An 11,277-nucleotide genomic window follows, 5' to 3' on the forward strand; every position below is an offset into this window, starting at 1 on the left:
TTTGCCATGACACACAGCGGTGGGCAATGGTTCGACGACGAGGCTGGTCCGCTGGTCCGGCCCTATGCGGTCACCCGCGGGCGGGTGATGGGGGCAGGCCATGACCTGGACATGCTCACCGTGGTCGTCATGGCCGATCCGCCGCCCACCCTGCGGCGGACCGATCCGGAATACGCGGATATCGTACGACTGTGCCGCGCACCACAGTCGGTCGCCGAGGTGGCGGCGTATCTGAAACTCCCCTTGGCGGTGACCAAGATTCTCGTCGGCGATCTGATCGGCGAGGGCCACTTGATCTTCCGGGCGCCGGTGCAGCCGGACGCGGGTCCCGGCGATCTCAACATATTGCGAGCGGTACTGGATGGCATCCGAAAGCTTTGATCCGACCCGGTCGGCTGCGACACCGCAGCTGGCGGCTTCGGTCAAAATTCTCATCGCCGGTGGATTCGGCGTCGGCAAAACAACCATGGTCTCCTCGATCAGCGAGGTCGCACCACTGCGGACCGAGGAGTTGATCACCGAGGTCAGCACCGGGGTCGACGACCTATCCGGCGTCGAACAGAAAACCACCACGACAGTGGCGCTGGATTTCGGCCGTATCACCATCGACCGCGATCTGGTGCTCTACCTGTTCGGCACACCAGGCCAGGACCGGTTCTGGTTCCTGTGGGACGAACTCTCACGCGGCGCACTCGGCGCCATCGTCATCGCCGACACCCGACGACTCGACAACTCCTTCGCCGCCGTGGACTTCTTCGAACGACGCGGACTCGCCTTCCTCGTCGCCGTGAACTGCTTCGACGGCGCACCCGTCTACACCATCGACGAAGTCCGCGACGCACTCGATCTCGACGACCACATTCCGGTCATGCTGTGTGATGCCCGCGATCGTGCCTCCTGCAAGGACGTGCTGCTGGACCTGGTCCAGCACCTCATCGAACGAGCCGGGCGCGCTCCGGTCGTCACCTGATCGCGGCTGGCGGTATTTCATCCTGATGCTGATGTGGTGGCCGGTGATGCCGTCGACCTTCCAGTCGTTGAGGCAGCCGACGAGGCGGCGTTCGGTGTGTTCACCGAGCGCCGGTTCGAGGGTGACGAGCCGAGTGCACGCACGCTCCACCGGCCCCGACACGATCCGCACATGATTCACGGGGTCAGCGCCGGATCCTGATCGGGGTCGGTATCGCGGGTCTCGGCGTCGAAACGGACTGCGGCACGGGTGTTCTCGGCATCGCGGTCGGTATGGAACTTCCTGCTCGAAGCCAACGCCATGACTCGGCGACCGCGGTCACAGTGAGCACGGTTGAGTGGACCCAGTTCGGTACCGGTGTGGGCTACTTTGAAAAGTTGTGCCGCATTCAGGCTTGATGCAACCATGAGACGAAGAGCAGCGCGCCACCGATGGCCAGCAGCAGCGATACCGGAATCGGCCACCAGGGACCGTGCCGACCGAGTAACCGGCGAGTCAGGCGCACCTGCACCGCACCGAGTCCGGCCAGCGCCAGTCCCCATACGGGTAGTAGCCCGACCCCGAGCAATGCGTGTACCGCCCAGGCCCCCGCCAGCGTCGGACCGCCCCACGAGTGCTCGAGATCGTTGTCCGCGATGAGCGGATAGAAGATTCCGCGCACCGCCGCGATTGTCGCCAGGAAGGCGAGAAACCAGGTCGTCAGGCCGACCACACCGGCCAGCACCGAATGCGCGACCGCACGCACTGCCAGGGAATCTCGCGGCGCGATGAAAATGCCCAGCAACCGGCGCGGAACCCGAAACCGGCTCGCTATGGGGCCGAGACCGATCACCGGCGCAACCAACGCATATGCGGCCCAACGCAACAGTGAGCGAACCGTGGTCATGCCATCGACCGTATCCCGCGCGGCGGATGCGCGGGCACCTCAGGCCAGTCGGCCCGCATCGACCAGGTCGTCGAACAGTAGTTGATCGACCGGCGGCACCAGCGCGCGATCCGCATAGGAGAACCAGGCGACCTCTTCGATCTCACTGCTTGCCGCGAGGGTGCCGCGGTAGTCGGCGGTGTAGCAGCTCATCCGGACGACCACATCGCTGGCCGGTCCGTGCAGTGCGGCCTCGTAGGTGCCGACGTGGGCTACGGTTTCCGGGAGCAGCGCGACGGTCAATTCCTCTTCGATCTCACGCAGCAGCACCTGCAGGTCCGACTCCGCGCCTTCGCGTTTGCCGCCCGGAATGTAGAAGATGTCCTTCCCTTTCGGGCGCGCACACAGGATGCGGCCGTCTTCGATGCGCACCCACGCGACCGTGTCGATCAGCTTCTGCTCTCGCCCATCCGCCACCGCCGCAGCCTAATGGACGTATCGGTCAGTGGGCGTGCTGGAGGTCGGCGGGCAGGATGGAGCGCCCGTCGGCCGCGCCGGGACCATCGACGGGGCTCAGGTCCTGCCCGCGTACCCGCTCGCCGCATTCGGCGCAGACCGGTTCGATCACCGTGGTCTTACCGCAGGATTCGTGCACGGCCTGCACCGGCGGACCGTCGGGTGCGGCCCACTCGTCACCCCATTGACGCATGGCATTGACGACCTGCCACAGTGAGCGGCCCTTGGGGGTCAGCCGGTAGTCGTAGCGGACCGGATTCTCCTGATACGGCACCTTGACCATGATGTCGTGCGCGACAAGGTGTTCCAGGCGCTGGGTTAGCACATTGCGGGCGATGCCGAGGCGTGCGCGGAAGTCGTCGAAGCGGGTCACGCCGAAGAGTGCGTCGCGCACGATCAGCAGCGTCCACCATTCGCCGACCACCTCCAGGCATTGGGCGACCGAGCAGTTCATCTCGTCGAAGCTGGTCCTGCGCATGAGCCTCAGCATAGTTGGTTGCTTCAAAGAACTCACTGAAATCCGACCGGCCGCCGGGCCACTGCCGCTGCTCGGCGCGGACGAGGCCCGGATGTGCGCGTGGATCTCGTTTGTCCCCGGACCGCCGATCGATGCCGCGACCCTCGCACTGCCGCCCGGCTTCCTCTTCCCCACCCTGACCATGCCCCGCCACAGCATGAGCTCAGGCTCTGTAGGTATATAGGCGGGCAGTCGCCAGGGTCTGCTCCGCGCCGAAGGCTTCGAAGGTGCTGATCGGCTGGAAACCAAGGCGGGCAGCGAGTTTCAGCGAGCGCTGGTTGGCTGTCCGGGTGATGATCAGGACCGGCTGGTCCGGGAGTTCGGCGGCAGCTGCGTGTAGTGCGGTTGTCGCCGCTTCGAATGCCAGACCCGCGCCCCAGGAATCACGGCGCAGAAGATACGTCAGTTCCAGTTCTTCGCCATCGCCGGTGAGGTGGCCGGGCTGGTCGGCGGATCGGCGGTTGAGCATGAGCGTTCCGATGAGACGGTTCGTCTTCCTGTCCGCGATGACGTACACGCCCGGATTCGCCGTCACATTGGCGGTGCCGACGGCGTCGAGGTACCGCTCGACAGCATCGCGGGGGCGCGGGCCTCCGAGATATGTCCGAACCTCCGGATCGGTCTGCAACTCGATGAACCCCTCGCGGTCGCCGTCATGCGCCTTGCGCAGCAGGAGACGATCCGCGGTGATTTCGGAGGTGGACAGTGTTGACAGCGGGCTCATCCGGCCATTCTGGCTGAATCCTCGCGTCCCCCTGTGCATAGCAGCGCCGGGCATAGCTGGCCGGATGATCACTGTGCTGGTGTTGTGGGCCGCTCGCTTGCCGACGCCGCCACCCACGCATGGTGACCATGACCAGATGTGGTCGCTACGCCACGTGGACGGTGAATCCCGGGTGGCCCATGGCTGCGGCGACGTGGTCGGCTGCGGTCTCGAGGTCGCGGCTCGGGGGTAGTGCGCCAGCGAAAGTGGTGACGGATAGATCGTCGGTAATGGTCTCCCAGGTGCCCGCGATCCGGCCGTCGATGACCAGGACGGGAGAGATCCAGCCCGCTGCCCGGCTCACCCGCGCGCGATGTTCGGTGGGGAGCAGTTCGGTGTCGCCGGTGCCCGGTCCGAGGACATATTGGTCGAAGGCGCCCAGCAGGTGTACCGAGGTGCCCGCCGACTTCGTCGCGGCCAGCTCGTCGGCGTGTTCGGTGAGTATGTAGGCGCGCCTGCCCGCGATATCGACCTCGGTGAGTGCGTCCCCGAGCTCGGAGAACCACCGGCGCACCGTCGTTTTCTTCAGGCTGTTGCGGCTGAGCCAGGCGTCGAAGGTTTCCGGGGTCGCCGGGCCGTACGCGCCGAGGTAGCCGGTAATGGCCAAGGGTGCGGCCGCATCGGGTTCGGGTAGGCCGCGCCAACCGTTGATCAGATGGGCCGGGCTGGTGAAGGTGACCCGATTACCTTGCGCGGGACCGTGACACAGTGCCCCCTGCCAGGCCAGCGGCTTGAGCAGCGCACCCCAGCCGGAGCGCAATTCCTCGCCGAGCCGATGGAATGCGGGGTCGGCGACCAGCGCTTCGACCAGTTCGTCCCGGCTGAGCACCACGCCATCGAGCACCTGCGCCACCGCATCGGCCAGCGCCGCGACCTCCGCTGGCGACGCCCCGAAGGTGCGCTGCCAAGCGGGCTTTTCCCAGGTCCGGGCGGAGCCGATCAATGAGAGGATTGCGGCAGCCATATCAGGAGCGAGAGCGTGCAATGTTCCGCGCATGGCCCAGGTCTTCATCAGGGTGCCCGCCGCCAATTCCGGTAGTAGCGCACCAGGATCGGGTTTCCTGCGCCGCAGCGCCACCGCGAGATCCGCGGCCGCGGTCACCTGAGCCTGCACACCGCACAGCCGCTCGACGATCTGGGCGACCCCGACATCATCGGGCGACGCGACGAATTGCCTGCGCAGCCGCCAAGCGAAAACCTGATCCCAGGTGACGTGCACCTATGCCCCTCCTCTGTTCTGCCGACCGACCGGACCCAACCCCTTACCGGGTCCGGTGCAGTACCGGATTCATCCCAGCACTGTGCTGCAGAACAGTACTCCGACCGCGATCTCGAGAAGGCCCACTACGGTCGCCGCCATCACGGCGAGCAATGCGGTCCGGTTCGTCGCGCGACGCACCGCGCCGACCGGTGCGACCAAGCGCTCGGCCCGATCCAGTACGGCAGTGGCCGCGGCGCTCAACGCGCCCGCCGGGAGCGGTTCGGTCGCGCCGACGATCGCGAGCAGGCCCCCGAGCAGCGGCTCCCGGCCGTGCGTGCGCGCCGCGGTATCGTCGGCGCACATCTCGAGTAGTCGGCCGATTTCGTGCACCCCGTCGGTCACCAGACGCGTCCCGGGCAGCGTGATCGCGATGCCGCGCAGGAATCGGAGCAGTCCGGCATGTCGCTCGCTCAGATGTGCGTGCTCGTGGGCGAGCACCGCGGCGAGCTGCTTCTCGGTCAGCGCGTCGACGGCCGCGCTGGTGACGACGATGGTGTCGGGCCGTCCGGCCACGCAATAGGCTTGGCGCTCCGGCGAATCCAGCACGACCGCGCCGACGCCGGGCACACGACGACCGACCATGCGAACGGCGCGTCCGTGTGCGATGGTTTTGCGTCGCATGTACAGCATCGCCTGTGCGGCGTGCGCCAGGATGCCGAGAAGCGCGACGGCGACCAGCGCCGCGCAGGTCAGGGTGCCCAATTGGACCAGCAGGCCACCGTGCAGGCGCATCGGTGTGGCCAGCGCGTTATAGCAGTCGCGCAGCGTATCGGTGGGATGCCAGTAGGTGGCGAATTCGACGATCAGCATGGCGGCCGCGATGACCCACGCACCCAGTGCCCCCGCGATCGCGACCAGCCAGGCGAGCACCCCGAGCCGGGGCGCGACGCCGCGCCGGGTCAGTCTGCGCAGCACGGTCGGGCCGAAGGTGGCCACCAAGCTGCCGTAGATCATCAGGCTGACGGCTACGTTCACGGCGCCTCTGGGGTTTTGCGTGAGGTCAGTCGGCGCAGCGCGGCACGCAGTCCGGCCGACTCCTCCTCACTGATCCGATCGACGAAATGACTGAGCACCAGATCCGAGCGCCCACCGGAACCGAGCGCCTCGAGCATGAGCCGCGCGCTGTGTTCCTCGCGGGTCAGCGTCGGCCAATATCGATATGCCTTGCCCGCGCGTTCGCGCGCCAACCAGCCCTTGCGGTGCAGATTGTCCATGGTCGACATGACCGTGGTGTAGGCGATACCGCGCTCGGCGGCCAGTTCGTCGAAGATTTCGCGGACCGTTGTGGTCTCCGCGTCCCGATCCCAAATGCGGTCCATGATCACCGCCTCCAAATCCCCGAATCCACGCACGATGCCGTCTCCCTCATCAACTACTGGACATCTCTGACGTCTCAGAGTAGCTGGCTCGGCTGATTGCTACGTAGTCATACCGTAGATTCGCTCGATAGCGGCACGCTCTGCTCGAAGCTGAACACGTTATGCGGGTCGTCTCGGGCCTTCATCTGACGTGGCCGTTCGCAGTTGGCGCCGTAGTACTCGCGCTCCCCATCGGCGGTCGCGGAGCCACCTCAATGCTCGAAGATGCTCACTTCTCCGGGCTCGGTCTCGAGCGCTTCGCGATCGAGTATCAGCAGGGCGAGGAAGAACAATCCGCCGAGCACGATCAGGTCCGGGACGAACGCCGCCGAGGCGCCACCAGCACAAAAAGCGCGAGGACCGACCACACCAGCGCGACGATGGCGACGGGCAGCTCGAAGCGATCGAGGTCGAACGCGCCCTTTCGGCGATCGAGTCCGGCACCACTTGCGCAGCGGCACACAGCGAACGCCGCAATGCACTGAGCGCACCTTGTCCTCGATCGGACATAGAGTGCTGCCGTGGACGTGGTGGTCGCTGTGGGAATCGTCGTCGGCGCGGTAGTCGTCGTTTTCGGAGTCGTCGGCGTGCACTGGTATCTGTGGCGGCGGCTCGTGCGGGATACGACCGAGCGCGGATCGATCGCCCGCTGGGCAGGGACCGGGGTGATCATTGCCGGGACAGCACTGTTGATCGGCGCAGTCGCATCCGAATCGGCCGGAGTTCCGTTCCTGCTCACCCGGATCATCGCGTGGCCCGGCTATATGTGGGGCGCGCTGTTCCTCTATCTCGTGCTCTGGCTAGTGGTGGGCGAGCTGGTCCGGCCGCTTCTCCGGCGCTGGATCGCGCGCTCGTCCGAGGAGGCGGTCGAGGTTCCGGAAATCGGGGGCGCGTTGCAGGGCCGTCCCACGCCGGTTTCGCGGCGGCTCTTTGTATCTCGTTCGGTGGGCGCCGCGGCGACTCTGGCGGCGGTGTCCACAGTCGGATACGGCACCCACAGCGTGCTGGCCGGGCCGCGGGTGAAGCGATTGACGGTGCCGCTGGCCAACCTGCCGCGCGCCGCGCACGGCTTCCGGATCACCGTGGTCAGCGATATTCATCTCGGTCCGATTCTGGGCCGGGGATTCGCCGAGCGAGTGGTCGAGACGATCAACGGCACACAACCCGATCTCATTGCCGTGGTCGGCGATCTGGTCGACGGCAGCGTCGAGCACCTGCGCTCGGCGGTCGAGCCGCTGTCGCGGTTGCACGCACGTCACGGCGCCTATTTCGTCACCGGCAACCACGAGTACTTCTCCGGTGCCGAGCAGTGGATCGAACATGTGCGGGAACTCGGACTGCGGCTGCTGGCGAACAGCCGCACCGAGCTGCCGTATTTCGACCTCGCCGGTGTCAACGATATTCAGGGTGGACGCATCGGGCAGGGGCCGGATTTCGCCGCCGCGCTCGGCGACCGTGACCTCGCGCGTACCGCGGTGCTGCTGGCACATCAGCCGGTGCAGATCCACGATGCGGTCGAGTTCGGCGTGGACCTGCAACTGTCCGGCCACACCCACGGCGGCCAGCTTTGGCCCGGCAATTTCCTTGCGAGCCTGGCCAATCCGACCGTCGCGGGCCTGGAACGCTACGGTGACACCCAGCTCTACGTCACCCGCGGCGCGGGCGCATGGGGACCCCCGGTGCGCGTCGGCGCCCCCTCCGATATCACCGTGATCGAGCTGGCATCGACACAGGCGTGACGCGCTACGTGCCGCCCGCCACCGCCGACCCAGACGAGATCAGGCGAGGTCGAACCGGTCGTTCTCGACCACCTTGACCCACGCGGCGACAAAGTCGTTCACAAACCTCTCTGCTGCATCCTGCTGCGCATAAACCTCGGCAATCGCGCGCAGCACCGAATGCGAACCGAAGACGAGGTCGTTGGCGGTGGCCGTCCACTTGGGCTGGCCGGAGGACCGGTCGAAACCTTCGTAGACGTTCTCCGCGGACTCGGAGGCCTTCCATTCCGTGCGCATATCGAGCACGTTGACGAAGAAGTCATTCGTCAGCATGCCCGGACGCTCGGTAAGCACACCGTGCTTGCTGCCGCTGTAATTGGCGCCCAGGGCGCGCAGGCCGCCGACCAGTACCGTCATCTCCGGAGCCGTCACGTCGAGCATGTACGCGCGGTCGAGCAGCAGACGCTCCAGCGGAGCCTTCTCGCCGGAGCGCACGTAGTTGCGGAACCCGTCCGCCCGCGGTTCGAGCACCGCGAACGATTCCACATCGGTGTTGTCCTGTGTGGCGTCGGTCCGGCCGGGTGTGAACGGCACCGTGATGTCGTGCCCGGCGTCCTTGGCCGCCTTCTCGACCGCCGCTGACCCGGCGAGGACGATCAGGTCGGCCAGCGAGACCTTCTTGCCGCCGACGGCCGAATTGTTGAACTCCTGCTGGATCTGCTCGAGCAAGGGAAGTACCTTCGCCAACTCGACGGGTTCGTTGACCTCCCAATCCTTTTGGGGCTCGAGCCGAATCCGGGCGCCGTTGGCACCGCCGCGCTTGTCGGTGCTGCGGTAGCTGGCCGCCGCCGCCCAAGCGGTCTTGACCAGCTGCGTGACCGAGAGGCCGGAGTCGAGGACCTTGCGCCCCAGCGCCGCGATGTCCTGTTCATCGATCAGTTCGTGATCGACGGCCGGAACCGGATCCTGCCACAGCTGCGGCTCGGGAACCCATGGCCCGAGATAGCGGCTGAGCGGGCCCATATCACGGTGCAGCAGCTTGTACCACGCCTTGGCGAACGCCTCGGACAGTTCCTCGGGGTGATCCAGCCAGCGGCGGGTGATCTCCCGATAGATCGGATCTTCCCGCAGAGACAGGTCCGTGGTCAGCATGGTCGGGGTTCGGGCAGGCCCGCCGAATGGATCCGGAATGGCGCCCTCCCCCGCACCGTCCTTCGGCTTCCACTGCCACGCCCCGGCCGGGCTCTTGGTCAGATCCCACTCGTAGCCGTACAGATTCTGCAGGAAGCCGTTGTCCCACTTGGTCGGAGTGGCGGTCCAGACGACCTCGAGACCGCTGGTGATGGCGTCCTTGCCCTTACCGGTACCGAAGGAACTCTTCCAGCCAAGGCCCTGCTGCTCGAGCGGGGCCGCTTCGGGTTCGGGACCGACCAGGTCGGCATCACCGGCCCCGTGGGTCTTGCCGAAAGTGTGGCCGCCGACGATCAGTGCGGCGGTCTCCTCGTCGTTCATCGCCATCCGGCCGAACGTTTCTCGGATGTCCCGCGCGGCGGCCACCGGATCCGGGCGGCCGTTGGGCCCTTCCGGATTCACATAGATCAGGCCCATCTGGACAGCGCCGAAAGGTTTCGCCAGATCTCGGTCACCGCTGTAGCGCTCATCGCCGAGCCAGGTGTCCTCCGGGCCCCAGTACACCTCTTCCGGCTCCCAGATATCCGGACGGCCGAAACCGAAGCCGAAGGTCTGGAAACCCATCGATTCGAGAGCGACATTGCCAGCGAAAACCAAAAGGTCAGCCCAGGAGATCTTGTTGCCGTACTTCTGTTTGACCGGCCACAGCAGCCGACGCGCCTTGTCCAGACTGGCGTTGTCCGGCCAACTGTTGAGCGGCGCGAAGCGCTGGGCGCCCTGACCGCCGCCGCCGCGCCCGTCGGCTATCCGGTACGTGCCCGCCGCATGCCAGCTCATCCGGATGAACAGGCCACCGTAGTTGCCGTAGTCCGCGGGCCACCAGTCCTGCGAGTCGGTCAGGACCGCGGCGACATCGGCCTTCAGCGCGTCGACATCGAGCTTCTCGAACTCTTCGGCGTAATCGAAATCCTCGCCAAGCGGGTTGGACTTGGACGAATGTGCGTGCAGCATCGAGACATCGATCTGCTCGGGCCACCAATCCATATTGGTGCGGGGGCGATGGTCGGTCTTCGGCGTCGGGGACGGGATGGCCGGGTTCTCGCTCTCGCTTGCGCTTCGAGTTCCGGTCTCAGGAGCAGGTGGGCGGCTGTCGGATGTCATGACATTCCTTCCTGAATGGGTAAGCGGGCTGCGTGATCAATCGGCGTGGGACGCGGCGCAATCGGGACACATGCCCCAGTAGATGACCTCGGCCTCGTCTACGGCGAAGCCGCGCTCGTCGGACGCGGTCAAGCACGGGGCCTCGCCGACCGCGCAGTCGACATCGGCGATCGATCCGCACCCCCGGCATACGAGGTGATGGTGATTGTCACCGACCCGTGTTTCGTACCGCGCGACCGAGCCGGACGGTTGAATGCATCGAAGCAGGCCTGCGGCGGTGAGCACGCGCAGCGAGTCGTACACCGCCTGGTGCGACACCGCTGACAGGCGAGATCGCACGGCGCGGATGATCGAATCCGTGTCGGCGTGTGGATGGTCGTGCACCGCACTCAATACCGCGATACGCGGAGCGGTCACGCGAAGCGAAACTCCCCGCAGCATCTGCTGGAATTCCGTGGCCGTGGACACGCCCAGGAGTCTCGTCCGCTTTCTGGAACGAGTCAAGCATCGCCGCGTCGTCGGGAGTGCCAGCAACATCGACGCACTACAGGGCTGTCTTGGGCGCTCGGTGCGTGCGGTGTTCGTTGGCGATCCAGCCGCCCAGGTGGGCCGAATGCGCACTCATGCCGAGTTCGGGGCGCTCGCCAGGCGGGTGTAGGGGATCTCGGCTGTACCGATGAATTCCGGGTGGATCCGTCGTCTCTGTCTCTGGATATACCGAAGGAGATGATCATGGACCTCCCCCGGGTGGGCTGGCAGGTGATCTCGCCGACCACAGAGAGAAATCCAGTCATGACGAGACCGTTTCGTTTCGGGGTCGTTGCCCCGGTCAGAACCGACCTGGCGACGTGGCGGGATCGCGTGCGCCGCATCGCCGACAGCGGCTACTCGACGTTGCTGGTGCCCGACTTCCCGCAGATGCAACCGGCACCCGGTCCCATGCTGGCCACCGTCGCGGCCATGACCGACCTGCGCGTGGGCACATGGGTGTATGCCTCTCCGCTACGCCCGGCCTGG

General features: G+C 66.2%; 14 protein-coding genes and 2 pseudogenes. 4 read left to right on the top strand and 12 right to left on the bottom strand.

Annotation, left to right across the window (positions count from 1 at the left end; translation table 11 throughout):
- Positions 1 to 6: 6 nt before the first annotated feature.
- Complete coding sequence (locus NP3_RS35360; RefSeq protein ID WP_063046087.1) at positions 7 to 381, top strand: DUF742 domain-containing protein; 375 nt, start codon at positions 7 to 9, stop codon at positions 379 to 381.
- Positions 362 to 970 (top strand): GTP-binding protein, encoded by a 609-nt coding sequence (locus NP3_RS35365; RefSeq protein ID WP_063046080.1) that lies wholly within the window; start codon positions 362 to 364, stop codon positions 968 to 970. The genes NP3_RS35360 and NP3_RS35365 overlap by 20 nt, the downstream gene beginning before the upstream one ends.
- 176 nt (positions 971 to 1,146) lie before the next feature.
- On the opposite strand, the gene NP3_RS51225 is transcribed toward NP3_RS35365, so the two are convergent.
- From NP3_RS51225 to NP3_RS48440, 10 genes and pseudogenes are all read right to left on the bottom strand, one after another.
- Positions 1,147 to 1,272 carry a hypothetical protein gene (locus NP3_RS51225; RefSeq protein ID WP_281197649.1) on the bottom strand — a complete coding sequence of 42 codons (126 nt, stop codon included), beginning with the start codon at positions 1,270 to 1,272 and terminating at the stop codon, positions 1,147 to 1,149.
- 86 nt (positions 1,273 to 1,358) lie between these two features.
- Entirely contained in the window at positions 1,359 to 1,856 is a 498-nt protein-coding gene (locus NP3_RS35370) for a sensor domain-containing protein (protein WP_063046081.1), read from the bottom strand.
- Between the two features lie 39 nt (positions 1,857 to 1,895).
- Positions 1,896 to 2,312, bottom strand: a complete 417-nt coding sequence (locus NP3_RS35375; RefSeq protein WP_084509422.1) for an NUDIX hydrolase — start codon at positions 2,310 to 2,312, stop codon at positions 1,896 to 1,898.
- Between the two features lie 25 nt (positions 2,313 to 2,337).
- Positions 2,338 to 2,829, bottom strand: coding sequence for a winged helix-turn-helix transcriptional regulator (locus tag NP3_RS35380; protein WP_063046089.1), 492 nt, complete (start codon positions 2,827 to 2,829; stop codon positions 2,338 to 2,340).
- Between the two features lie 202 nt (positions 2,830 to 3,031).
- Positions 3,032 to 3,592 (bottom strand): GNAT family N-acetyltransferase, encoded by a 561-nt coding sequence (locus tag NP3_RS35385; protein ID WP_063046082.1) that lies wholly within the window; start codon positions 3,590 to 3,592, stop codon positions 3,032 to 3,034.
- Between the two features lie 145 nt (positions 3,593 to 3,737).
- Entirely contained in the window at positions 3,738 to 4,850 is a 1,113-nt protein-coding gene (locus NP3_RS35390; protein WP_063046083.1) for a winged helix DNA-binding domain-containing protein, read from the bottom strand.
- A 69-nt stretch (positions 4,851 to 4,919) separates the two neighbouring features.
- Positions 4,920 to 5,867: a M56 family metallopeptidase gene (locus NP3_RS35395; protein ID WP_063046084.1), complete on the bottom strand. Its 948-nt coding sequence runs from the start codon at positions 5,865 to 5,867 to the stop codon at positions 4,920 to 4,922.
- Positions 5,864 to 6,244: a BlaI/MecI/CopY family transcriptional regulator gene (locus tag NP3_RS35400; RefSeq protein ID WP_040690485.1), complete on the bottom strand. Its 381-nt coding sequence runs from the start codon at positions 6,242 to 6,244 to the stop codon at positions 5,864 to 5,866. Before NP3_RS35400 ends, NP3_RS35395 begins: the two co-directional genes overlap by 4 nt.
- Before the next feature lie 74 nt (positions 6,245 to 6,318).
- Positions 6,319 to 6,426 (bottom strand): annotated as a pseudogene (locus NP3_RS50830) (BBE domain-containing protein); the annotation flags it as partial.
- Positions 6,427 to 6,462: 36 nt separating this feature from the next.
- On the bottom strand, positions 6,463 to 6,618 hold the full coding sequence (locus tag NP3_RS48440; RefSeq protein ID WP_157124766.1) for a hypothetical protein: 156 nt from the start codon (positions 6,616 to 6,618) through the stop codon (positions 6,463 to 6,465).
- A 153-nt stretch (positions 6,619 to 6,771) separates the two neighbouring features.
- Between NP3_RS48440 and NP3_RS35405 the strand changes: the two genes are divergently transcribed.
- Positions 6,772 to 7,989, top strand: coding sequence for a metallophosphoesterase (locus tag NP3_RS35405; protein ID WP_245721239.1), 1,218 nt, complete (start codon positions 6,772 to 6,774; stop codon positions 7,987 to 7,989).
- Positions 7,990 to 8,028: 39 nt separating this feature from the next.
- On the opposite strand, the gene katG is transcribed toward NP3_RS35405, so the two are convergent.
- Together katG and NP3_RS35415 are read right to left on the bottom strand one after the other, a co-directional pair.
- Positions 8,029 to 10,260, bottom strand: coding sequence for a catalase/peroxidase HPI (katG, locus tag NP3_RS35410; protein ID WP_063046085.1), 2,232 nt, complete (start codon positions 10,258 to 10,260; stop codon positions 8,029 to 8,031).
- 36 nt (positions 10,261 to 10,296) lie between these two features.
- Positions 10,297 to 10,701, bottom strand: a complete 405-nt coding sequence (locus NP3_RS35415; RefSeq protein WP_373864805.1) for a Fur family transcriptional regulator — start codon at positions 10,699 to 10,701, stop codon at positions 10,297 to 10,299.
- Between the two features lie 351 nt (positions 10,702 to 11,052).
- On the opposite strand from NP3_RS35415, the pseudogene NP3_RS35420 reads away from it, so the two are divergent.
- Positions 11,053 to 11,277: pseudogene (locus NP3_RS35420) on the top strand (LLM class flavin-dependent oxidoreductase); the annotation flags it as partial.

This window comes from Nocardia pseudovaccinii NBRC 100343 (assembly GCF_001613225.1).
Taxonomy (GTDB): Bacteria; Actinomycetota; Actinomycetes; order Mycobacteriales; family Mycobacteriaceae; genus Nocardia; species Nocardia pseudovaccinii.

Coding starts and splice junctions, on each gene's coding strand:
- NP3_RS35360 (WP_063046087.1), top strand. CDS start 7: ATGACACACAGCGGTGGGCAATGGTTCGACGACGAGGCTGGTCCGCTG.
- NP3_RS35365 (WP_063046080.1), top strand. CDS start 362: ATGGCATCCGAAAGCTTTGATCCGACCCGGTCGGCTGCGACACCGCAG.
- NP3_RS51225 (WP_281197649.1), bottom strand. CDS start 1,272: ATGGCGTTGGCTTCGAGCAGGAAGTTCCATACCGACCGCGATGCCGAG.
- NP3_RS35370 (WP_063046081.1), bottom strand. CDS start 1,856: ATGACCACGGTTCGCTCACTGTTGCGTTGGGCCGCATATGCGTTGGTT.
- NP3_RS35380 (WP_063046089.1), bottom strand. CDS start 2,829: ATGCGCAGGACCAGCTTCGACGAGATGAACTGCTCGGTCGCCCAATGC.
- NP3_RS35385 (WP_063046082.1), bottom strand. CDS start 3,592: ATGAGCCCGCTGTCAACACTGTCCACCTCCGAAATCACCGCGGATCGT.
- katG (WP_063046085.1), bottom strand. CDS start 10,260: ATGACATCCGACAGCCGCCCACCTGCTCCTGAGACCGGAACTCGAAGC.
- NP3_RS35415 (WP_373864805.1), bottom strand. CDS start 10,701: ATGCTGCGGGGAGTTTCGCTTCGCGTGACCGCTCCGCGTATCGCGGTA.